The 22,629-nt window shown below is 73.1% G+C and carries 16 protein-coding genes, 1 other RNA gene and 2 pseudogenes; 16 read left to right on the top strand and 3 right to left on the bottom strand.

Annotated features, from left to right (window positions below; genetic code table 11):
- The first annotated feature begins 430 nt into the window (after positions 1 to 430).
- The 4 genes from ABT122_RS15105 to ABT122_RS15090 all read left to right on the top strand — a co-directional run bounded on the left by ABT122_RS15105 (position 431) and on the right by ABT122_RS15090 (position 6,408).
- Positions 431 to 2,188, top strand: coding sequence for a serine/threonine-protein kinase (locus ABT122_RS15105; protein ID WP_351550890.1), 1,758 nt, complete (start codon positions 431 to 433; stop codon positions 2,186 to 2,188).
- 252 nt (positions 2,189 to 2,440) lie between these two features.
- Positions 2,441 to 3,721 (top strand): serine/threonine-protein kinase, encoded by a 1,281-nt coding sequence (locus ABT122_RS15100; RefSeq protein WP_351550887.1) that lies wholly within the window; start codon positions 2,441 to 2,443, stop codon positions 3,719 to 3,721.
- Between the two features lie 433 nt (positions 3,722 to 4,154).
- Positions 4,155 to 5,261, top strand: a complete 1,107-nt coding sequence (gene prfB / locus ABT122_RS15095; protein ID WP_351550884.1) for a peptide chain release factor 2 — start codon at positions 4,155 to 4,157, stop codon at positions 5,259 to 5,261.
- A 403-nt stretch (positions 5,262 to 5,664) separates the two neighbouring features.
- A complete protein-coding gene (locus ABT122_RS15090) occupies positions 5,665 to 6,408 on the top strand; it encodes a hypothetical protein (protein WP_351550881.1) in 744 nt (247 codons plus the stop codon).
- Positions 6,409 to 6,612: 204 nt separating this feature from the next.
- Here ABT122_RS15090 and ABT122_RS15085 read toward each other — a convergent pair whose 3' ends face one another.
- Positions 6,613 to 6,816, bottom strand: coding sequence for a hypothetical protein (locus ABT122_RS15085; protein WP_351550878.1), 204 nt, complete (start codon positions 6,814 to 6,816; stop codon positions 6,613 to 6,615).
- A gap of 260 nt (positions 6,817 to 7,076) precedes the next feature.
- Here ABT122_RS15085 and ftsE point away from each other — a divergent pair, with 260 nt between their 5' ends.
- From ftsE to ssrA, 5 genes are all read left to right on the top strand, one after another.
- The gene (gene ftsE, locus ABT122_RS15080) at positions 7,077 to 7,766 is read left to right on the top strand and encodes a cell division ATP-binding protein FtsE (protein ID WP_351550875.1); all 690 of its coding nucleotides are present in this window, start codon (positions 7,077 to 7,079) and stop codon (positions 7,764 to 7,766) included.
- Between the two features lie 74 nt (positions 7,767 to 7,840).
- On the top strand, positions 7,841 to 8,761 hold the full coding sequence (gene ftsX / locus ABT122_RS15075; RefSeq protein ID WP_351550872.1) for a permease-like cell division protein FtsX: 921 nt from the start codon (positions 7,841 to 7,843) through the stop codon (positions 8,759 to 8,761).
- Between the two features lie 67 nt (positions 8,762 to 8,828).
- Entirely contained in the window at positions 8,829 to 10,091 is a 1,263-nt protein-coding gene (locus ABT122_RS15070; RefSeq protein WP_351550869.1) for a S41 family peptidase, read from the top strand.
- Between the two features lie 47 nt (positions 10,092 to 10,138).
- Entirely contained in the window at positions 10,139 to 10,624 is a 486-nt protein-coding gene (gene smpB, locus ABT122_RS15065; RefSeq protein WP_351550866.1) for an SsrA-binding protein SmpB, read from the top strand.
- Positions 10,625 to 10,735: 111 nt separating this feature from the next.
- Positions 10,736 to 11,131, top strand: a transfer-messenger RNA (tmRNA) gene (ssrA, locus tag ABT122_RS15060).
- A gap of 79 nt (positions 11,132 to 11,210) precedes the next feature.
- Here ssrA and ABT122_RS15055 read toward each other — a convergent pair.
- Positions 11,211 to 12,383, bottom strand: a pseudogene (locus ABT122_RS15055) (MFS transporter); the annotation flags it as partial.
- Positions 12,347 to 12,721: a helix-turn-helix domain-containing protein gene (locus ABT122_RS33610; RefSeq protein ID WP_502976146.1), complete on the bottom strand. Its 375-nt coding sequence runs from the start codon at positions 12,719 to 12,721 to the stop codon at positions 12,347 to 12,349. The gene ABT122_RS33610 and the pseudogene ABT122_RS15055, both read right to left, overlap by 37 nt.
- On the opposite strand from ABT122_RS33610, the gene ABT122_RS15045 reads away from it, so the two are divergent.
- From ABT122_RS15045 to ABT122_RS15015, 7 genes and pseudogenes are all read left to right on the top strand, one after another.
- Positions 12,701 to 13,141, top strand: coding sequence for a type 2 periplasmic-binding domain-containing protein (locus tag ABT122_RS15045; protein ID WP_502976145.1), 441 nt, complete (start codon positions 12,701 to 12,703; stop codon positions 13,139 to 13,141). The genes ABT122_RS33610 and ABT122_RS15045 overlap by 21 nt on opposite strands.
- Positions 13,142 to 13,568: 427 nt before the next feature.
- Entirely contained in the window at positions 13,569 to 14,825 is a 1,257-nt protein-coding gene (locus ABT122_RS15040; RefSeq protein ID WP_351550863.1) for a serine hydrolase domain-containing protein, read from the top strand.
- Positions 14,826 to 15,007: 182 nt separating this feature from the next.
- On the top strand, positions 15,008 to 15,610 hold the full coding sequence (locus tag ABT122_RS15035) for a CGNR zinc finger domain-containing protein (protein ID WP_351550861.1): 603 nt from the start codon (positions 15,008 to 15,010) through the stop codon (positions 15,608 to 15,610).
- Between the two features lie 750 nt (positions 15,611 to 16,360).
- A complete protein-coding gene (locus ABT122_RS15030; protein ID WP_351550858.1) occupies positions 16,361 to 16,948 on the top strand; it encodes a sigma-70 family RNA polymerase sigma factor in 588 nt (195 codons plus the stop codon).
- Entirely contained in the window at positions 16,945 to 17,679 is a 735-nt protein-coding gene (locus ABT122_RS15025; RefSeq protein ID WP_351550856.1) for an anti-sigma factor family protein, read from the top strand. Before ABT122_RS15030 ends, ABT122_RS15025 begins: the two co-directional genes overlap by 4 nt.
- 61 nt (positions 17,680 to 17,740) lie before the next feature.
- Positions 17,741 to 20,146: pseudogene (locus tag ABT122_RS15020) on the top strand (HelD family protein); the annotation flags it as partial.
- Between the two features lie 616 nt (positions 20,147 to 20,762).
- Positions 20,763 to 22,202, top strand: coding sequence for an NAD-dependent malic enzyme (locus ABT122_RS15015; protein ID WP_351550854.1), 1,440 nt, complete (start codon positions 20,763 to 20,765; stop codon positions 22,200 to 22,202).
- The last annotated feature ends 427 nt before the right edge of the window (positions 22,203 to 22,629 follow it).

Raw genomic sequence — 22,629 nt, 5'->3', positions numbered from 1 at the left:
GATCGCCCCCACCCGGCAGGTCGGCGCGGCCCGTGGGGCTCCCGCCCCCACGGCTCCGCGCTGAGGGCATCCTCGCACCTGCCGCTGACAACACGCCCGGGGACTGTCAATAAGTGATCTTGATTGGTCCGCTCCGGACGGAAAAATGCCTGGTTGGGTTCTGGACCGGAAGCGGATGTTGCGTACGGCACGCGGCGGTCCGGCAACCTTCGCCGCCGAGCGGGCGTCTTCCCCGCGGGCGGGACACGGCCGCCGGCGGCGGGCCCGTGTCCCCGAGGGGCCCGGCGGAGATCACCGGGGGCGCTCCCGGACCACGGCCTGTGGACAACCGCCGGTGTTCTCGGCACAGGCCCTAAAGTGGGTCGGACACCCGGGTGGCCACAGCGGGCCCGGACCACGCAAGGACCACGATCAGCAGGGAGCGCATGACGTGCGGCCTGTAGGCAGCAAGTACCTCCTGGAGCAGCCGCTCGGACGCGGTGCCACCGGCACCGTCTGGCGTGCCCGTCAGAGGGAGACCGCGGGCGCCGAGGCGGCCGTCCCGGGCCAGCCCGGCGAGACCGTCGCGATCAAGGTCCTCAAGGAGGAGCTGGCCAACGACGCGGATGTCGTGATGCGCTTTCTGCGCGAGCGGTCCGTCCTGCTCCGGCTGACCCACCCCAATATCGTCAGGACCCGGGACCTGGTGGTCGAGGGGGATCTCCTCGCCCTGGTGATGGATCTGATCGACGGCCCGGACCTGCACCGCTATCTCCGCGAGAACGGCCCCTTCACCCCGGTCGCCGGCGCCCTGCTGACCGCCCAGGTCGCCGACGCGCTCGCCGCCAGCCACGCCGACGGGGTCGTCCACCGCGACCTGAAGCCGGCGAACGTGCTGCTGAAGACCGACGCCGACGGCCAGATGCACCCGATGCTGACCGATTTCGGCATCGCGCGCCTCGCCGACTCCCCGGGCCTCACCCGCGCGCACGAGTTCGTGGGCACCCCCGCCTATGTCGCGCCCGAGTCCGCCGAGGGGCGCCCCCAGACCTCCGCCGTCGATGTCTACGGCGCCGGCATTCTGATGTACGAGCTGGTCACCGGCCGTCCGCCGTTCGCCGGTGGCACCGCGCTGGAGGTGCTCCAGCGCCATCTCAGCGAGGAGCCCCGCCGCCCCACCACCGTCCCCGAGCCGATGTGGACGGTCATGGAGCGGTGTCTGCGCAAGGAGCCGGGGGAGCGGCCCAGCGCCGAGAACCTCGCCCGCGCGCTGCGCACCGTCGCCGCCGGGATCGGCGTCCACTCCACCCCCGCCCAGGTCGACGCGGCCCTCGGGGTGGCCGGCCTGCTCGCGCCCGACCCCGCGCCGGCCCCCGTGCCCCCGACGCCGGGCGCCGCCGACCTCACCCAGGTGCTGCCGAACAACGCGGGCTTCGACCCGAACGCGGCGACCAGCGTGATGGGGCAGACCGGCTCCCCGGCCGGTGCCGCCGACGCCACGAGCGTGCTGCCGCACACCGGGCCGCCCGGTGCCGACCCGACCGCGGTGATGCCTCCCGTACCGCCGCGTCCGGACGGCTCCCCGCAGCAGCCCGGGCCCGGGGACCCGCACCCCTGGCAGTCCCAGCTCCAGGCCGCCCGCGACCGCAACGACCAGACGCAGGTCCAGTACCTGGACCCGAGCCAGGACCCGCTGCGCCGCCGTCCGCAGCGCCAGCAGCAGCCCCACCCCCAGCAGGGCCACCCCCAGCAGCAGCACCAGCAGCACCAGCAGCCGCCGTACCCGCCCCAGCAGCAGTACGCGCCGCCGCAGCCCCAGCAGCCGCCGCAGCGTCCCCAGCCCCGCCGGCAGCGGCCCCAGCCGCAGCCGCCGCAACAGCAGCAGTACGCGCCCCAGCCGTACGCGCCGCCCCAGCAGCCGCAGCAACCCCAGCAGCCGCAGCCGCCCGCGCGGCGGGAGCCCCGGCAGCCGCGCCAGCGCAGCGCCAACCCGACCCGCATCCCGGGTCTGGGCTGCCTCAAGGGCTGTCTGGTCTCCGTGCTCATGCTCGTGGTCGCGGGCTGGCTGGTCTGGGAGCTGACCCCGCTCCAGGACTGGGTCGCCCAGGGCCAGGGGTACTGGGACGCCATCGGCGACGGCATCGCGAAGGTGACGGACTGGGTCTCCGAGCTGGGCGGCTCGGGCTCCGGCTCGGGCGGCGGCCAGTAACCGGCGGGGCGGCCTTCCTGGCCCGGTCCTCCTGGCCCGGGGCCGGCCGCCGGGTCCCGGACACCGGACCCCGCACCCGGCCGGTCCCGGGGGCGGTCCCGGCACGGCCGCGCGCTCCGGGCCACTGAATGGATTTGTCGACTTCCCGGGTCTCTTTCGTCCCGGGAAGTGAAGGTTGGCGCCATCCGGGGCACACGCGCCCCGGTTCCCCGCGTACGTTATGGGCCAACGCCAGCCGCTGAGGGAGCAGTCTTGGCACGGAATATCGGCAGCCGGTACACAGCCCACCAGATCCTCGGACGGGGCAGCGCGGGCACGGTCTGGGCGGGGGAGGGCCCCGAGGGGCCCGTCGCCGTCAAGCTGTTGCGCGAGGACCTCGCGTCCGACCAGGAGCTGGTCGGACGCTTCGTCCAGGAGCGCACCGCCCTGCTCGGACTCGACCACCCCAGGATCGTCGGGGTCCGTGATCTCGTGGTCGACGGAAACGACCTCGCGCTCGTCATGGATCTCATCCGGGGCACCGATCTGCGCACCCGTCTTGACCGCGAACGCCGGCTCGCCCCCGAGGCCGCCGTCGCGATCACCGCGGATGTCGCCGACGCCCTGGCCGCCGCGCACAAGGCCGGGGTCGTCCACCGGGACGTGAAGCCCGAGAACATCCTGCTCGACATGGAGGGACCGCTCGGCCCCGCCGGTTCGCACCCCGCCCTGCTGACCGACTTCGGCGTCGCGAAGCTCATCGACACCCCGCGCCGCACCAAGTCGTCCCGCATCATCGGAACCCCCGACTATCTGGCGCCCGAGATCGTCGAGGGGCTGCCCCCGCGGGCGGCGGTCGACATCTACGCCCTCGCGACCGTGCTCTACGAACTCCTCGCCGGCTTCACCCCCTTCGGCGGCGGCCACCCGGGCGCCGTGCTGCGCCGCCATGTCACCGAGACGGTCGTCCCGCTCCCGGGCATCCCCGACGAGCTGTGGCAGCTGATCGTGCAGTGCCTGGCCAAGGCCCCCGCCTCCCGGCTGCGCGCGTCCGAGCTGGGCACCCGGCTGCGCGAGCTGCTGCCGATGCTGGCGGGCATGCCTCCGCTGGAGGTGGACGAACCGGACACCGAGCCGGTGTCCGAGCCGTACCGCGAAGCCGCGCCCGAGCCCCAGGGCGAGGTGCGCCGCCGGGGCGCGGTCCCGCTCGTCCCCGGTGCGGCCCCCGCCGACTCCAACCGCGACACCCACACCTCCATGAGGGTCCCGGCCCCCGACGAACTGGCGGGCGGCGCCCACGGCACGGCCCGCGCCCCCCGGGCCCCCGGCCAGCGCCGCCCCGGCTCGGCCCGCAACAGGGGAACGGGGAAGGGCGCCGGCCCCGGCAGGTCCGGCGGGGTCTCCGGAGCCGTCCGCAAGCGCCGTATCACCCTGGGCGTGGCGGGCCTGGCGCTCGCCGCGGCGCTCGGCGTCGGCGGCTGGTTCGCCCTGGGCGACAGCGACCCGGAGCCCCCCGGACGCGACTCCCGGCACTCCTCGCCCACCGCGCCCTGAACCGTTTCTCTCGGATCTCGCCGGGCCCCGGGGCCGCAGCCACGGTCCGCCGCCGGCGCTCCGCGTGGGCTCCGCCCTCCGCCTCGCGATCCACGGCACCGGACCCCGCTCACCGATCCGGCCCGGTCCGAAGGAAGCCCCCTGGACCGCCCCGCCGGACCCCCGGCCCGCCCCGGCCCCGCCGGCGCCCCGGAGACCCGGCGCCCCGGCGGCGGCCCCGGGCTGCGGCGGTGGGGGCGGACCGTGGCTGCGGGCCCGGGCGGCGGACCCCGGCGGCGGCTCCGGCTGCGGCCCCGGGCGGCCGGCCCCCCTGCCGCCCGGGTCCCGGAAACACCGCTCACCAGGCCCGCCGGAGCCCGGGGAACGCCCCGTACCGGACCCCGTATGACAGGGACCCGCCGGGAACGTCCCCCGGAGCCGTTACGCTGGACCCGTGGCAGTCGTCGATGTATCCGAAGAGCTGAAGTCCCTCTCCTCGACCATGGGGTCGATCGAGGCCGTCCTGGACCTCGACAGGATGAGGGCCGACATCGCCGTGCTCGAGGAGCAGGCCGCGGCCCCGTCCCTCTGGGACGACCCGGAGGCGGCGCAGAAGATCACCAGCAAGCTCTCCCATCTCCAGGCCGAGCTGCGCAAGACCGAGGCCCTGCGCGGCCGTATCGACGACCTCAGCGTGCTCTTCGAGCTGGCCGAGGCCGAGGACGACGCGGACACCCTCGCCGAGGCCGAGTCGGAGCTGGTCGACGTCCGGAAGGCGCTGGACGAGATGGAGGTCCGCACCCTCCTCTCCGGCGAGTACGACGAGCGGGAGGCGCTGGTCAACATCCGCGCCGAGGCCGGCGGAGTGGACGCCTCGGACTTCGCCGAGCGCCTCCAGCGCATGTACATGCGCTGGGCCGAGCGCCACGGCTACTCCACGGAGATCTACGAGACCTCCTACGCGGAGGAGGCCGGCATCAAGTCGACCACCTTCGTGGTGAAGGCGCCGTACGCCTACGGCACCCTCTCCGTCGAGCAGGGCACCCACCGTCTGGTGCGCATCTCGCCCTTCGACAACCAGGGCCGCCGCCAGACCTCCTTCGCGGGCGTCGAGGTGCTCCCGGTGGTGGAGTCGAGCGACCATGTCGACATCGACGAGACCGAGCTGCGGGTGGATGTGTACCGCGCGTCGGGCCCCGGCGGCCAGGGCGTCAACACCACCGACTCGGCGGTCCGGATCACCCATATCCCGACCGGCATCGTCGTCTCCTGTCAGAACGAGCGCTCCCAGATCCAGAACAAGGCCAGCGCGATGAACGTCCTCCAGGCGAAGCTGCTGGAACGCCGCCGCCAGGAGGAGCAGGCCAAGATGGACGCCCTCAAGGGCGACGGCGGCAACTCCTGGGGCAACCAGATGCGTTCCTATGTGCTGCACCCCTACCAGATGGTCAAGGACCTGCGCACCGAGTTCGAGGTGGGCAACCCCCAGGCGGTGCTGGACGGGGAGATCGACGGATTCCTGGAGGCGGGGATTCGCTGGCGCAAGCGCCAGGAGAAGTGACAGCGGAGTGATACGGCGGAGGTGCCGGCTCGATACGAGTCCGGCACCTCCGCCGTTTGTGGATTTCCCGTGCCGGCACCGGAATTCACGTATCGGATTATCGCCGTACCGGTATATGAACCGATGAACACATCAACTCTCTTTGTCGACAAGGAAACTGCCATCTCCCGGTGATGCGCTCGCTTTTATGTCACAGTTGCATCGCCGCACCTCGGTCAATCCTCTTCATACCGGGCATCCCCTCCCACAACTGCCTTGACGCGTCTGGGAAAACTGGGAAGGGTAACGCGCGGCATGCGTGTTTCCGGTGCGGCTGAGAGCCAGGAGAGAGTTCGAAATCCCCTGAGGTCGCCGCGCTGGACCCTGCTCCACTGAACGATCAGCTACTGGGGGTAGCAGTTAGATGACCAAGAAGATGCGCATCCGTGTCGCGCGAATCGCCGCGGGTGCGGTGGTTGCCGCCGGCGCGTCCCTGACCGCCGCGGGGGCCGCCTCGGCCGTCAGCTCCGACTTCAGCGTGGGCTCCGAGGCCGGACTCGGCATCACGGAGACGGAGACCGCGAGTCCCACCCCGTCCGTGCCGCCGACCACGATCCCGACGCCGACCGCCACGGCGACCTCGGAGCCTCCGAAGCCCACCACCCAGCCGCCGAGCCCCACGACGGAGCCGCCGAGCCCGACGACCCAGCCTCCGAAGCCCACCACCCAGCCGCCGAGCCCCACGACGGAGCCGCCGAGCCCGACGACCCAGCCTCCGAAGCCCACTACCCCCGCCCCGACCGGGACCAGCGCCCCGGGTGACGACGGCGGCAGTGACAACGGTGGCAACGAGTCCGGCGGCAACGAGTCCGGCGGCGGCGACTCGGGCGGCGGTGACTCCGGCGGCAAGGAGACCAGCGGCACGGAGAGCAGCGGCGGCAGCGGCGACTGCACCGTCAACTCCGACGGCGTCGAGTGCACCGACAACACCGACACCAACAACGCCGGCTCGCAGCCGGTGGAGCAGGGCGAGGCCAAGGAGGAGCTGGCCGAGACCGGCGCTCTGGAGACCACCTACCTGCTCATCGGCGCCGCGACCATGATCGCCGGTGGTATCGGCTTCCGTATGCTGCCGCGTCTCGTCGGCGGCAACCGCACGGCCGTCTGACCGGCGGGCGCCGGAAGGCGCCGCGGAGCGGTGACGGCGCGGTGACAGCGCGATGGACACCGTCCCGGAGCACCGCGCTCCGGGAACAGGGGGAGGGCCCGGGGTGCGGCACAGCACCCCGGGCCCTCCTGATGTCTCACGCGGTCCCCGCGGGCGATGTCCCGTCCGGGCGAGGCGGGGCCGCCCGGGGTGCGCGCGCGGCGGTTACGCCGTGCGCGAGGCCAGCACGGCCAGTGCTCCCACGAGCACGGCCAGCAACATCAGCAGTGCCGCCGGGTTCAGCCCGCCGAAGGGACCGCCGCCGCCCTCCTCCTGCCGGAGCCGCTCGCGGTTCGCCCGGCACACCGGGCAGCGGCCCTCGGCCACCGGGGCCGCGCAGTTGGCGCATACCAGTCGGTCATAGGTCATGCGCTCTCCTCCTCCCGCGCGCCGGAGCCGCGGACGCGGACCGTCAGCACACTTCTCCTCGACAACGCCCGGCGCGTCGCGACTGTTCCCCTACCACTGTGCCAGCTCCCGTGCCATTCGGCGCGCCCCACCCGGCCGCTCCCCCCGGCGCGGGGGAAGCCTGAAGGGACAAAGCGCGCAAGCCCGGCCGCCGACTGCGCCCGCGAGCCCCCTTCGCGTAGTGTCACGCACACCTACCCCCGGCCGACCGTGGTGCACCCGTGATCCGATTCGACAGTGTTTCCAAGAGCTATCCCAAGCAGAACCGCCCCGCCCTGCGGGATGTCTCCCTCGACATCGAAAAGGGCGAGTTCGTCTTCCTCGTGGGCTCGTCCGGTTCCGGAAAGTCGACCTTTCTGCGGCTGATCCTTCGCGAGGAGCGCGCCAGCACCGGTCTGGTCCATGTCCTCGGCAAGGATCTGGCCCGGCTCTCCAACTGGAAAGTCCCGCACATGCGCCGCCAGCTCGGCACCGTGTTCCAGGACTTCAGGCTGCTGCCCAACAAGACCGTCGCCGAGAACGTCGCCTTCGCGCAGGAGGTCATCGGCAAGCCCCGGGGCGAGATCCGCAAGGCCGTGCCGCAGGTGCTCGACCTCGTCGGGCTCGGCGGCAAGGAGGACCGGATGCCGGGCGAGCTGTCCGGCGGTGAGCAGCAGCGGGTCGCCATCGCCCGCGCGTTCGTCAACCGTCCGATGCTGCTGATCGCCGACGAGCCGACCGGTAACCTCGACCCCCAGACCTCGGTCGGGATCATGAAGCTGCTGGACCGGATCAACCGCACCGGCACGACCGTGGTGATGGCGACCCACGACCAGAACATCGTCGACCAGATGCGCAAGCGGGTCATCGAGCTGGAACTCGGCCGTCTCGTACGTGACCAGGCGCGCGGCGTCTACGGCTACCAGCACTGAGCGGACGCCGGGGCCCCGCGCCCCGGCGGCCGTGCACCGAGCAGAGAAGCGCAAGGAAAGGCTGAACGCACGCGATGCGCGCCCAGTTCGTACTGTCGGAGATCGGCGTGGGTCTCCGCCGCAATCTCACCATGACCTTCGCCGTCATTGTCTCCGTGGCGCTCTCGCTCGCGCTCTTCGGCGGTGCGCTGCTGATGAGTCAGCAGGTCAACACGATGAAGGACTTCTGGTACGACAAGGTCAACGTCTCGATCTACCTCTGCAACAAGAACGACGCGACGACCAATCGCGCTTCCTGCGGCAAGGGCGCGGTCACCGATCAGCAGAAGCAGCAGATCAAGGCCGACCTGGAGAAGATGGAGATCGTCGACAAGGTCCACTACGAGACCGCCGAGCAGGCGTACAAGCTCTACAAGGAGCAGTACGGCGACACGGCGATCGCCGCCACCATCACCCCGGACCAGATGCAGGAGTCGTACCGGGTCAAGCTCAAGGACCCGGAGAAGTACCAGGTCGTGGCGAGCGCCTTCGCGCAGCGCGACGGTGTCCACCAGGTCCGGGACCAGCGGGACATCCTGGAGAACCTCTTCTCGCTGATGAACGGCATGCGGGTGGCGGCGCTCTGTGTGATGGGCCTGATGCTGGTCATCGCCACCATGCTGATCGTCAACACGGTGCGTGTCTCGGCGTTCAGCCGCAGGCGTGAAACCGGGATCATGCGGCTCGTCGGCGCGTCCAGCTTCTACATCCAGATGCCGTTCATCATGGAGGCCGCTTTCGCCGGGCTGCTCGGCGGCGCGGTCGCCTGCGGCTTCCTGCTGCTGGGCCGCTACTTCCTCATCGATCACGGCCTCGCCCTCGCGGACAAGGTGCAGTTGGTGGAGTTCATCGGCTGGGACGCGGTCTTCACCAAGCTGCCGCTGGTGCTCGCCATCGGTCTGCTGATGCCCGCCTTCGCCGCTCTGATCGCCCTGCGCAAGTACCTCAAGGTGTGACGATCACCCCCGGGCGCCGTACGGCAACAGCCGTACGGCGCTTTTTGCTTCGCCTAGACTCGGCCTCATGCCGGGCTCGGATCTCTGCCGCCGCCGGCCCCGCCGCGTCAGCCGTGGGGCGAGCCTGTCCTTGGTTTTTGTGACCGTTCTGGCCACCGCGGCGGCCACCGACTCGCTCCCGCGCGACCCGGGCGCCCAGGACCGCCCGCCCGCCGCCCGGCCGTCGGGTCCGGGCGCCCTCGCCCCGGTCGCCGCCGGCGCTCCCGTCACCGGCGCGCCCCCGCCCGGGCCGCGCGCCGGCGATCCGCCCCCCGCCGGGCCTGCCGCCGACGAGGGCACGGTCGCCCGGGCCGCGGCCGCGGCCGAGGCCGACGGCAAGTCCGGTGCGCGGGCGGCCGGGGAGGCCGTCCGCCGCAGCGGCGACCGCTGGGGCGCGGTCTACGACCGCCGGGAGTACGAGACCTTCCGCCAGGCCCTCGACGGCCAGTACACCGGTGTCGGGCTCTGGGCCCGCCGCTCCGGGGACGGCCGGGTGGAGGTCGCCCGGGTGCGGGCCGGCGGACCGGCCGGCCGGGCGGGCATCCGGGCCGGGGACCGGCTGCGCACCATCGACGGCGCGGCGGTCGACCGCCGCCCGGTGACCGAGGTCGTGGGGCTGCTGCGCGGCCGGGACCGCACGCATGTGGCGCTGGGCCTGGAGCGCGCGGGCCGCTCCTGGACCCAGTCCCTGACCCGTACGACCCTGAGCACCGAGTCCGTCACCGTCGAGCGGCTCGACGACGGGGCCGTGGTGATCAAGGTCGTGGCCTTCACCCGGGGCACCGGCACCCGGGTCAGGGAGGCGGTGCGGACCGCCCCCGAGGGCGCCGGGGTGCTGCTGGACCTGCGGGGCAACAGCGGCGGTCTGGTCCACGAGGCGGTGGACGCGGCCTCCGCCTTCCTCGACGGCGGCCTGGTCGCCACCTATGACGTGCGGGGGAAGGAGCGGGCCCTGTACGCGGCGCCGGGCGGTGACACGGCGAGACCCGTGGTCGCGCTCGTCGACGGCGGCACGATGAGCGCGGCCGAACTGGTCACCGGGGCGCTCAAGGACCGGGGCCGGGCGGTGACGGTCGGCGCCCGCACCTTCGGCAAGGGCTCGGTCCAGATGCCCAGCGAGCTGCCCGACGGTTCGGTGGCGGAGCTGACCGTGGGGCACTACCGCACCCCCGCGGGACACGATGTGGACGGCGAGGGCATCGCCCCCGACCTCCCGGCGGGCGAGGGCGCCCAGCAGCGGGCGAGGAACGTGCTGGACGGCCTCGGCACCGCGCCCGGGGCGTCCGACTGATCCTCGGGCTTAAATCTGTTGCGGGGTAGTGCGAAAATGAACGCACTATGGCTAAGGAAAAGGACCCAGGGCGCAAGCTGATCGCGCAGAACAAGAAGGCGCGGCACGACTACCAGATCATCGACACCTATGAGTGCGGTCTCGTGCTCACCGGTACCGAGGTGAAGTCCCTCCGGCAGGGGCGGGCCTCGCTGGCCGACGGCTTCGTCCAGATCGACGGCCACGAGGCCTGGCTGCACAACGTCCATGTGCCCGAGTACACCCAGGGCACCTGGACCAACCACTCCGCGCGGCGGAAGCGGAAGCTGCTGCTGCACCGGGCGGAGATCGACAAGCTGGAGTCCAAGTCCCAGGAGACCGGTCACACGATCGTGCCCCTGGTGCTGTACTTCCGGGAGGGCCGGGCGAAGATCGAGATCGCGCTGGCCCGGGGCAAGAAGGAGTACGACAAGCGGCAGACCCTGCGCGAGCGCCAGGACCGCCGCGAGGCGGACCGGGCGATGTCGGCCGTGCGCCGCCGTCAGCGGGCCTGACCCGCGCCATCGCGGGAATACGCTGGCATGTGGCCGCGTTGGTCACGTACGATGGCACTGCCGACCACCGGAGGGGCAACCCTTCCGCGGGAAGCATTGATAAAAAAACATGGGGATGATCGGTTTCGACAGCGGATGTCGAAGCAGGTGAAGCGAGCCGAGGAAGCGGCAATGATCTCGTAAACCATATGTCGCAAAAAACAATCGCCAATTCTAAGCGCGATAACTCCGAAGCCTTCGCTCTCGCTGCCTGATAAGCAGTAAGAACGAACCTTCACTCATGGAGCGTCAGCCCGGGGAGCGTTCCCGACCCGGTTCCTGGCGTCAACTAGGGAACTAAACCTCTGGACCCGGTCACGGGGTCCAGAGGGAAATCAAACAGTGACTGAGCCCGTCGGAGACTTGTCCGTGTGATCTCCGGGGCCGAGAAAATCGCAGCGGACTGCGCTCGGAGAAGCCCTGATTCCGCACCGTTGGACGCGGGTTCGATTCCCGCCATCTCCACTTCATCCCATGTGGGCAGAGGCCCGGCTGCTACGGCAGCCGGGCCTCTGTCATGTCCGCGTGCGCCCGGCCGGTGCGGAGGTCATGCGCGCCCCTTCCGGCCCGCCCGCCCTTCCGGCCCGCCCGCCTGTCCGGCCGCCGCCCGGTCCGCCCGGCGCGCAGCCGCCCGGATCGGGACGGTGAGCAGCGCCGCGACCGCCGCCGCCGCGACGGGCACCGTATAGCCGTACACCGCGCCCGGCCCCTCGGCGATCCGCCCGGCCGCCGCCGCGCCCACCGCGATGCCCCCGAGAATCGCCGTCACCGAGAGGGTCATCCCCTCGTTCAGCGAGCCGCGCGGGGTCAGCCGCTGCACCAGCGTCATCCCGGTGACCATCGCCGGCGCGGTCGCGGCACCCGCCGACAGCAGCGCGAGCGCCAGCGGCACCGCCGAGCCGGTGCGGGCGGCCAGCAGCGGCAGCACCATCAGCGCCGCCATCGCCCCCAGACAGAGCCCCAGCCGCCCGGGCAGATCGCGGGCCGGCCGCAGCGTCCCGTACAGCAGTCCGGCGGCGCCCGACCCCGCCGCCTGGAGTCCGAGCAGCGCGCCCGCCCACGGGCCGTCCAGATGGGCCAGGGTGGAGACCTCCAGCGCGCCGAAGACCGTGCCGGTGGCCAGGAAGACCAGCAGCAGCGGCAGGACGCCGGATACGCGCAGCGGGGAGCGGGCGCCCGCGCGGCGCGGGGCGGGCGGGGGCTCGGTGGCGCGCTGCGCGGTGAAGACCAGTACCCCGGCGAGGAGCAGCACCGCGCCGGTCACCGTGCCCGCCTCCGGGAAGAGCGCCGAGCAGAGCAGGGCCGCGAGCACCGGGCCCAGCATGAAGCACACCTCGTCGGCGGCCTGTTCGAACGAGTTCGCGGTGTGCAGGGCGGCCGGGTCGTCCCGGTGGAGACGGGCCCAGCGGGCCCGGGACATCCCGCCGGTGTTGGGGGCGGTGGCGGTGGCGGTCGCGGCGCAGGCGGCGAAGAGCGTCCAGTCGGGCGCGTCGAGACGTACGCACAGAACCAGCGCGAGCGCCCCGAGCACGGCCGGCACCACCGCCGGAACGGCGACCCTGGCCTGCCCGTACCGGTCCACCAGCCGGGCGGTCCACGGCGCGACCAGCGCGGTGACCACCAGGCCGGTCGCGGTGACCGCCCCGGCGAGCGCGTACGAGCCCCGCGACCCGGCGATCATGATCACCGCGCTGACGCCGAACATGCCCATGGGCGTTCGCCGTCGGCGGTGAGGGTGACCCGCCGGGTGGTACGGAGGAACAGCTCGGCGCCCAGTTCGCGCTCCAGCCTGCGCACATCGCGGCTCAGCGCCTGCTGGGCGATGTGGAGCCGGGCGGCGGCGCGGGTGTCCTGGCCAGGGCCCGGGAACTCGATCCCCGGTGCGAGCTGATGGCGCGCTTCGAGAGCGGGCTCACCGGCGCGGCGGCCGAGATCGCCGCCGGCCGGCTCGATGTCTCCTTCGGCTACTTCCACGGGCTGGCCGACGCGCTGCGGGCCCCCCTCGCCCACCGGCTCGTCCGGTACGAACCGCTGGCGGTGATCCTGCCGTACGACCATCCGCTCGCCGGGCGCGAGCGGGTGCCGCTCGACGCGCTCGCGGGCGAGACGGTCTACGCGGGGGCCGGCAATCCGCGCACCCCGGAGTGGACGGAGCTGGCCCGGCGGCTCTTCGCGGGCCGGGGGATCGGGATCGCGCCGCCCGCGCCGATGGCGGTCGGGGCCGAGGAGCTCCGGCGGGTGATGGCGAAGACCCGCCGCCCGGTGCTGGCGACCGTCGACTTCCCGGCGATGCCGGAGGCCGTGCTGCGCCCGCTCACCGACCCCGTGCCGCTCTCCCCGCTCTCCCTGGTCTGGCGCCGGGGGCTGCGCCACCCGGGCCTCGATGCCCTGTGCGCGGCGGCGGCCGGGCTGGCGGGCGAGTCGGGCCGGCTGGAGCGCGGCCCGGGCCACTGGGTGCCCGTCCCGGAAGCGGCCTGAGCGCCGCCCGGCCGTCTTGTGCCGGTGCCGCCGGCACTTCACCGCCGGCTCGCACCGCCGGCGCAAGGTTTCCGCAAGGTTCGCCGCCATGCCCGTGCGGGACAGTGGTCCCGTGGTCGGGACCCGGATCGATCCGGGTCGCACGGCGCCGCACCGACGGGGGCGGTGTGCCAGGGGGAATCGGCCACGGGCCGCCGGCGCTCCGTGCCGCCGATGACGCGCCCACCGTGGGGGACCCGCGACGGGGGGATGGGTCCCCCACACTCACGCCCGCACCCACCCGCACCTCCGCGCCCCGGGCGCTGCCATCCGGGGGTGTCCGGCGCACGGGAGCGAAACCCGCGCCGGATTGCGCCGTTCACACGGGGAGCCGCGCTCGCGACCGCCGCGCGGCCGTTCGTCGAACGCGGAACGGGAGCTGAGGCAGATGATCTCGATCACGGTGGGCAGGGGCGCGGCGCTGGGCGCGGCCGTGCTGTCGCTCCTGGCGGTCCCGGTGGGGGAGGGGGCGGGCGCGAGCGCGGCGGCGGTGCCCGTACGGGCGGCCGGCGGGGGGTCCGCCGCGACGGCGTCCTCCTCCGCGCCCGTGCTCGCCGCGCCCGACGCCGTCGCCCCCGTGCTCGCCGCGCCCGACGCCGTCGCCCTGCGCGCCGCCCTGCGCTCGGCGCTCTCCCACGGCGCGCCCGGCGCCCTCGCGCGCGTCCAGGACGGCGCGTCCGTGCGCACCTTCGCCGAGGGCGTCGCCGACCGCGCCACCGGACGGGCCGTCACCGCCGCCGAGCGCTTCCGGGTCGGCAGCGTCACCAAGACCTTCACGGCCGTGGTGCTGCTCCAGCTCGTGGACGAGGGCCGGCTCACCCTCGATTCCCCGGTCACCCGCCATCTGCCCGGGGTGCTGCCGGACGACCGGATCACGGTGCGTCATCTCCTCAGCCACCGCAGCGGCCTGTACGACTACACCAACGTGCTGTTCGCCCGTACCGTCGCCGGCTTCGAAGCCGTACGGAACCGGGTCTTCACCCACCGGGAACTGCTCGACATCTCCCTGGCCGAGCCCAGGACCGGGCAGCCCGGCGCGGCGTACTCCTACTCCAACACCAACTTCGTGGTCGCCGGCATGCTCGTCGAGAAGCTCACCGGCGTCTCCACCGGGGCCGCCTACCGCGAGCGGATCATCAACCCGCTGGGTCTCGCGGACACCTTCTACGTCCACCCCTCCACCGCCATTCCCGGCACGCACACCAAGGGGTACCTCACCCCCGACTCGGCGAACGCGTCGCTGATCGACTCCACCCGCCAGACCGCGTCCTGGGCCCAGAGCGCGGGCGCGCTCATCTCCAGCGCCCGGGACCTCAACACCTTCTTCGCCGCGCTGCTCCGGGGCGAGCTGACCTCCACCGCGGGGCTGGCGCAGATGCGGAAGTGGACCGCGGTCAACAGCACCCAGGGGTACGGGCTCGGGCTGCGCCGCCGCGATCTCTCCTGCGGGGTCTCCGTGTACGGGCACAACGGCACCGTCCAGGGGTACTACACCTACTCCTTCACCTCCGGGGACGGCGCCCGCTCGGTGACCTCGGCCGCCAACACCTCCAACAACAGCGCCGTCCTCAACACCCTGCCCCGCACCCTGGAGGCCGTCTTCTGCGGCGGGGCCGCCGCCGCACGGGACGCGGCCCGCCCCTGAACCGGGCCCGGGCCCGGGCCGGGTTCCCGGGGGAGGGGTTCCGGCCGCCCGCGCCGGAAAGGCTTCCGGGCACCCGCCGGGACGGGCACTCTGGTGGGAAGACCCCGCGGCAGGACTTTGCGGCACCCGTGGCGGACCCGGCGGAGTGCCCGAGGCAGTGACCTTGAGGCGGTGACAGGCGCATGGTGACAGGCGCGACCGGTACGGCTCCTCACGACTGGCGGTTCGACTCGGGCCGGCTCTGCCTGGATCTGATGGCGACAGGAGAGTCGGCCGGACGCGAACCCCTCGCGGGCCCCGGCCGGCTCGCCCACTGGCTGCTGACCGCGGGGCTGCTTCCCGCAGGTACGCCGGTGAGCGCGGTGGACGGCCCCTGGGTGGGGCGGTTCGTGGAACTGCGCGGCTGGATCAACCAGGTGGTGCGGGCGGAGATCGACGGGCGGTACGCCCCGACCGCCCTGGAACGGGTGAACGCGGCGGCCTCGGGGCCGCCGCCGCCGATCCGGGCCGTGCGGGACGACACCAGCGGCGCTCTGGTGATGGTGCTGGGGACGGCGCCGGAGTGCGGGGCGCTGCTGGCGGCGGTGGCGCGGGACGCGGTGGAGCTGCTGACGGATTCGGTGGCGAGAGGGGGGTTGAGGGAGTGTTCGGGGGAGGGGTGCCGGCGGGTGTATCTGGACAGTTCGCGGGGGCGGAGGAGGAGGTGGTGTTCGAGTGAGGTCTGTGGAAACCGGGAGCGTGTGGCCCGCCACCGCCGCCGCACCGCCTCGATGACCCGCGCCTGACCTCCGCCCCGTGCACGGCCCACACCCGGGGCCCGGCCCCGAGGCCCCGCGCCCCAATCGCCGGGCGAACCCGGGTTGTCCGGCACTTGGGGACGGACTCTGTGCGACAGGTGCCCGCACGGTGCGGGCCACGGTCGGGGGCCAGCCCCCGAACCCCCGCGCCTCAAACGCCGGCGGGGCTGGAGTGGTGCTGCGTCAATCGCCGGCGGGGGTGAGGGGTGCTGCGTCGCTTGCCGGCGGGCTGGAGTGGTGCTGTATGGAGGGCTCCGGCGGGGCTGGAGTGGTGCTGCGTCGCTCGTCCGCGGGGGTGAGGGGTGCTGTATGGGGGGCTCCGGCGGGGCTGGAGTGGTGCTGCGTCAATCGTCGGCGGGGCTGGAGTGGAGCTGTATGGAGGGCTCCGGCGGGGCTGGAGTGGTGCTGCGTCGCTCGTCCGCGGGGGTGAGGGGTGCTGTATGGGGGGCTCCGGCGGGGCTGGAGTGGTGCTGCGTCAATCGTCGGCGGGGCTGGAGTGGAGCTGTATGGGGGGCTTCGGCGCGGCTGGAGTGGTGCTGCGTCAATCGCCGGCGGGGGCTGAAGTGGAGCTGCCTCGGCGGCTTCGGCGGGGCTGGGTGGACCCAGCACCTCCGGGGGCACCCCCCAGAGGAAGCTCTGGGGGAGATTGAGCACCGACCCCGCGCCCACAGGACCCCGCTCCCCGTGGGCGGGGGGCTCCCGGATGAGGGTGTCGTGGGGGTCGACCGGGAGGGTCGGGTGCGCGAGGATGCCGCCGTGGCCGACGACCGTCCGCGCAGGGCCCGCCATCGCGGCGGGAAACCGCTCCGTGCCCCCTCCGCGCCCGACGAGGACCTCATGCGCGCGCTCTACCGCGACCACGCCGGCCCCCTCCTCGCCTACGTTCTGCGCCTTGTCGCCGGCGACCGCCAGCGCGCCGAGGACGTGGTGCAGGAGACCCTCATCCGCGCCTGGAAGAACGCCGGCCGGCTCAACCGGACGACCGGCTCCGTCCGGCCCTGGCTGGTGACGGTCGCCCGCCGGATCGTCATCGACGGGCACCGCAGCCGCCAGGCCCGGCCGAGGGAGGTCGATCCGTCGCCGCTCGACGTCATCCCCGCCGAGGACGAGATCGACAGGGCGCTCTGGCTGATGACGCTCGCGGACGCGTTCGATGATTTGACTCCCGCGCACCGGGAAGTCCTTCTGGAGACGTACTTCAGGGGACGTACGGTCAACGAGGCCGCCGAGGCCCTCGGCATACCCAGCGGGACGGTCCGCTCCCGGGTGTTCTACGCCCTCCGTTCGATGAAGCTCGCACTGGAGGAGAGGGGGGTCACGGCATGAGCGGGCACGAGCACGAGTCCGTCCACGACGCGGTCGGCGCGTATGTGCTCGGGGTGCTCGACGACACCGACGCCTCCGTGTTCGAGACCCATCTCGTCGGGTGCGATGTCTGCGCGGCCCGTCTGGAGGAGCTCTCCGGCATGGAGCCCGTGCTCGCCGCGCTGCCCCCGGCCACCCCGCCCCGCGCCCCCGCCCCGCCCGGCGGGCGGGTGCTCGAAGGGCTGCTCGCGGAGGTCGCGGGGCAGCGGGCCGCCAGGCGCCGCCGCGCCCTGTGCCTGATCGCCGTCGCCGGGGCCCTGATCGTCGGCGGCCCGCTCACCGCCGTCGTGGTCACCGCCGACGCCGCCGCCCCCGCCGCGCAGGCGCCCCCGGCCGAGGACACCTCCCTCCGCACCATGGACGCCAAGGTCACCGCCACCGACTCCACCACCCGCGTCCGGGCCACCGTCGGCACCGAGGAGAGGGAGTGGGGCACCCACACCGTCCTGGAGCTGAGGAATGTCACGGGCCCGCTCAAGTGCTCGCTGATCGCCGTCTCCAGGAGCGGCGAGGAGGAGATCGTGGCCTCCTGGGCCGTCCCCCGCCGCGGCTACGGCCCGGCGGACGGCCCGAACGGAACGTCGGGTGAGCCGCTCTACGTCCACGGCGGAGCCGCCATGCCCCGCGCGGACATCGACCGTTTCGAGGTGCGTACGTTCGACGGCAGAAAGCTCGTGGAGGTCGACGCCTGACAGATTCGCCCCCTTCGCGTACGGTTGGCGGCTGCCCAGTGCACGTCAGAAGGGGGCCTCGGTGGCCGCGCAGGAAGCCGCTGTCGACGCTGTCGATCAGGTCGCAAGAGACACCGTCCGGGGACATTCCACCCCCGAGGACTCCGTCCGGGACCGAGAGATCGCCGTTGAGCAGGAACATCTCGACCGGGTGTACCGCCGGCTGGAGGAGAAGATCGACGAGGCGGAGTTCCTGATGAAGGACGCCGCCAAACTCGGCCAGGTCGGCACCCCCGGGGCGCTCGCCGAGCGGGACGCCCAGGTCTTCCGCGCGGGCGTCCACCTCAGCCGCCTCAACAACGAATTCGAGGACTTCCTCTTCGGCCGGATCGACCTGCTGCCGGGCAAGGACGGACAGCGCGGCCCGGACGGCGCGTACACCTCGGTGGAGCCGGCCGACGACGCCGTGCGCCCCGACAGCACCGCCGACATCGCCGAGACCCTGCACATCGGCCGGATCGGGGTGCTGGACACCGACTACACGCCCCTGGTCATCGACTGGCGCGCCCCCGCCGCCGCCCCCTTCTACCGCTCGACACCGGTGGAGCCGGGCCGGGTGGTGCGCCGCCGGGTCATCCGCTCCAAGGGCCGCCGGGTCCTCGGGGTCGAGGACGACCTGATGCGTCCCGAGCTGACCGCGCGGCTCGACGGCGCCGCCCTCCCCGTGATCGGCGACGGCGCGCTGATGGCCGCGCTCGGCCAGGCCCGCAGCCACACCATGCGGGACATCGTCGCCTCCATCCAGGCCGAACAGGACCTGGTCATCCGGGCGCCCGCCGCCTCCGTCACCCATGTGGAGGGCGGCCCCGGCACCGGCAAGACGGCGGTGGCGCTGCACCGGGCCGCGTACCTCCTCTACCAGGACCGCAGACGGTACGCGGGCGGCATCCTCATCGTCTCGCCCACTCCGCTGCTCGTCGCCTACACCGAGGGCGTGCTGCCCTCGCTCGGCGAGGAGGGCCAGGTCGCCATCCGCGCGGTGGGCCATCTGGTCGACGGCGCCGAGGCCACCGTCTACGACGAACCCGCCGTGGCGCGGGTCAAGGGCTCGTGCCGGATGCTGAAGGTCCTCCGCCACGCCGCCCGGGGCGCCCTGGAGCGCCCGGGGCCGACGGTGACCGTGCGGGACGGCCAGCTGACGCTGGGCGAGGAGGAGGCCGCCGGTACGCCCGAGCGGCTGCGGGTGGTCGTCTTCGGACGCCGGCTGGAGCTGGAGGCCGCCGAGCTGCGCCGTATCCGGGCCAATGTCCTCAGCGGCACCGCGCCGGTCAATCTGCTGCGCCCGCGCGCCCGCCGGCTGCTGCTGGACGCGCTCTGGACCCGGTCGGGTTCGGCGGGCCGCCACAGCGATCCCGAACTCGCCGCCGAACTGCGCTCCTCCTTCGACGAGGACGTCAGCGGCGAGGACAGCTTCCGCTCCTTCCTGGACGAGTGGTGGCCCGAGCTGACCCCGCGCGGGGTGCTCGCCGCCATGGCCGACGAGCGGCGGCTCGGCCGGTGGGCGCGACGGATTCTCGACCAGGGCGAGGTGCGCCGGCTGGCGCGCTCGCTGAAGCGGGCGGGCGAGGACGGCAAGGGCCCCCTGTCCGTGCACGACGTCGCCCTCCTCGACGAGCTCCAGGCCCTGCTGGGGGCGCCGGCCCGGCCCCGGCGCAAGCGGGAGCTGGACCCGCTGGACCAGCTCACCGGTCTGGAGGAGCTGATGCCCCAGCGCGAGGAGACCCAGCGCGAGCGGGCGGAGCGGCTGGCGGCCGAGCGCACCGAGTACGCGCATGTCATCGTCGACGAGGCACAGGACCTCACCCCGATGCAGTGGCGCATGGTGGGCCGCCGGGGCCGCCACGCCACCTGGACGGTCGTCGGCGATCCGGCCCAGTCCTCCTGGCCGGAGCCCCAGGAGGCCGCGGAGATCCGCGACGAGGCGCTGGGCACCCGTCCGCGCCGCCGTTTCCAGCTCACCGTCAACTACCGCAACCCGGCCGAGATCGCCGCGCTGGCGGCCCGGGTGCTGGCGCTGGCGATGCCGGACATGGAGTCCCCGGCGGCGGTCCGCTCCACCGGGGTCGTCCCCCGCTTCACGGCCGTCGGCGGGCGCGACCTCGGCGAGACCGTGCGGGAGGAGACGCGCCGGCTCCTCGACCGGGTCGACGGCACCGTCGGCGTCGTGGTGGCCATGAGCCGCCGCGAGGAGGCCGCGCGCTGGCTGGAGGGGCTGGGGGACCGGGCGGTGGCGCTCGGTTCGCTGGAGGCGAAGGGGCTGGAGTACGACGCGACCGTCGTGGTCTCGCCCGCGGAGATCGCCGACGGCACGCCCGTCGGGCTGCGTGTGCTGTACGTCGCACTGACCCGGGCGACCCAGGAGCTGACGGTGGTCTCGGGGAGCCGGGACGAGCCGGACGCGGAGGGGGTGCCGGAGCTGCTCGCCGAGCGGGTGGGAGACCGGCTCCGGGAGCGGTTCCGGGAGAAGCCGCGCGAGCAGACCCGCGAGCAGGGCCGTGAGCAGGGCCGCGAGCAGGCCCGTGAGGGCGGCCAGGGTGGCCAGGGCGGTCAGGGAGGCCGTCCGCCGCGCGGCAGACGGCAGGGCGGGCGCAGACGCGAGCGGCCCGGCGGAGAGCGGGGCCAGGGCGGCCGGGGGCAGACCCGCCCGGAGCAGACACGGGAGTGACGAGGAGTCAACCCGCCGAGAAGGAATCACTTGCCGGGGTGGTTTGTTAGCCTGGGGGTGGCACCGGCTCGATCCAAGCCCCCGGGCCCAACCTTCGTCGCTCAGAGCGACCACTTGCCGCGAGGCGAGCATGGCGGGTCGGTGCCACTTTCAGCGTCTCTTCAGGCCCGTGTCCCACTCTCGGTGGGGCACGGGCCTGCTGCTGTGCTGGGATGGTCCGGTCGCGGTATTCCGTATAGTGGAAAGTTTCTTCCAGAAACAAAACGACCACTATTACCGGCTACCGGCTGGTAGGTGCGACCATCGGAGTGCGTCCGCCCCGGGGTGCCCGGGGCCGGGCGCATAGCAATGAAGCTAGGGAAAGCAGAGGAACCCGGTCATGGCAACGGCGCCCAGCGTCTCGTATTCGATGACGGTCCGGCTGGAGGTCCCCGCGAGCGGTACCGCGGTCTCCCAGCTCACCACGGCCGTGGAGTCCTCCGGCGGCTCCGTGACCGGCCTGGACGTGACCGCTTCCGGCCACGAGAAGCTGCGGATCGATGTGACCATCGCGGCCACCTCCACGGCGCACGCCGAGGAGATCGTCGAAGGACTCCGCGACATCGAGGGCGTCGTCCTCGGGAAGGTCTCCGACCGTACGTTCCTGATGCACCTCGGCGGCAAGATCGAGATGCAGTCGAAGCACCCCATCCGCAACCGCGACGACCTCTCGATGATCTACACCCCCGGTGTGGCGCGGGTCTGCATGGCGATCGCCGAGAACCCCGAGGACGCCCGCCGCCTCACCATCAAGCGGAACTCGGTCGCCGTGGTCACCGACGGCTCCGCCGTCCTGGGGCTCGGCAACATCGGCCCGATGGCCTCGCTGCCCGTGATGGAGGGCAAGGCGGCCCTCTTCAAGCGGTTCGCCGGGATCGACGCCTGGCCGATCTGCCTGGACACCCAGGACACCGACGAGATCGTCGCCATCGTCAAGGCCATCGCGCCCGGCTTCGCGGGGATCAACCTGGAGGACATCTCCGCGCCCCGCTGCTTCGAGATCGAGGCGCGGCTGCGGGAGGCCCTGGACATCCCGGTCTTCCACGACGACCAGCACGGCACCGCCATCGTGGTGCTCGCCGCGCTGACCAACGCGCTGCGGGTGGTCGGCAAGGGGGTCGGGGATGTACGGGTCGTCATGTCCGGCGCGGGCGCGGCCGGCACGGCCATCCTGAAGCTGCTGCTCGCCGCGGGCGTCAAGCACGCGGTCGTCGCGGACATCCACGGTGTGGTCCACGCGGGCCGCGCCGACCTGGTCGACGCCGCGCCGGAGTCGCCGCTGCGCTGGATCGCCGACAACACGAACCCCGAAGGGGTGACCGGCACCCTCAAGGAGGCCGTGGTGGGCGCCGATGTCTTCATCGGGGTCTCCGCGCCGAACCTGCTGGGCGCGGAGGATGTGGCGGCGATGGCGGAGGGGGCGATCGTGTTCGCGCTCGCGAATCCCGATCCCGAGGTGGACCCGGCGATCGCCCGCCGGACGGCGGCGGTGGTGGCGACCGGGCGGTCCGACTTCCCGAACCAGATCAACAATGTGCTGGTCTTCCCCGGGGTGTTCCGGGGGCTGCTGGACGCTCAGTCGCGCACCGTCAACACGGAGATGATGCTCGCGGCGGCGAGTGCGCTGGCGGATGTGGTGACGGAGGACGAGCTGAATCCGAACTACATCATTCCGTCGGTCTTCAACGACAAGGTGGCGGGGGCGGTGGCGGGGGCGGTCCGCAATGCCGCGAAGGCGGCGGGCGCGGCGCACGCCCCGGTCCTGAACGGCAACGGCTGACCGTCTCCTCCCTCCCGCCGGCAGACCCGGCCACCCCCGGCCTGCCCGGCGGAGTGGAGCCCGGCCACCCCCGGCCTCCCCGGGAGACCTCGCCACCCCCGGCCCTGCCGGCGGAAGGAGCCCGGGTACACCCGGTCCCGTCGGGAGGCCTGGGTACACCCGGTCCCGTCGGGAGGCCTGGGTACACCCGGTCCCGTCGGGAGGCCTGGGTACACCCGGTCCCGTCGGGAGGCCTGGGCACATCCAGCCTCGCCGGGAAGCCTGAGCACACCCAGCCTCGCCGGCGTTTGAGGCGCGGGGGTTCGGGGGCTGGCCCCCGACCGTGGCCCGCAGGATGCGGGGTCCTGTGGCACAGGGTCCGTCCTCAAACGCCGGACGGGCTGAAATGGCTCGGGCCTTCTGTGGCGCGGGGTCCGTCCTCAAACGC

The sequence above is a fragment of the Streptomyces sp. NPDC001985 genome, from assembly GCF_040296845.1.
GTDB lineage: Bacteria > Actinomycetota > Actinomycetes > Streptomycetales > Streptomycetaceae > Streptomyces.
The sequence above is the reverse complement of the archived record's forward strand: the minus strand, read 5'-3'. Positions and strand labels throughout refer to the sequence as shown.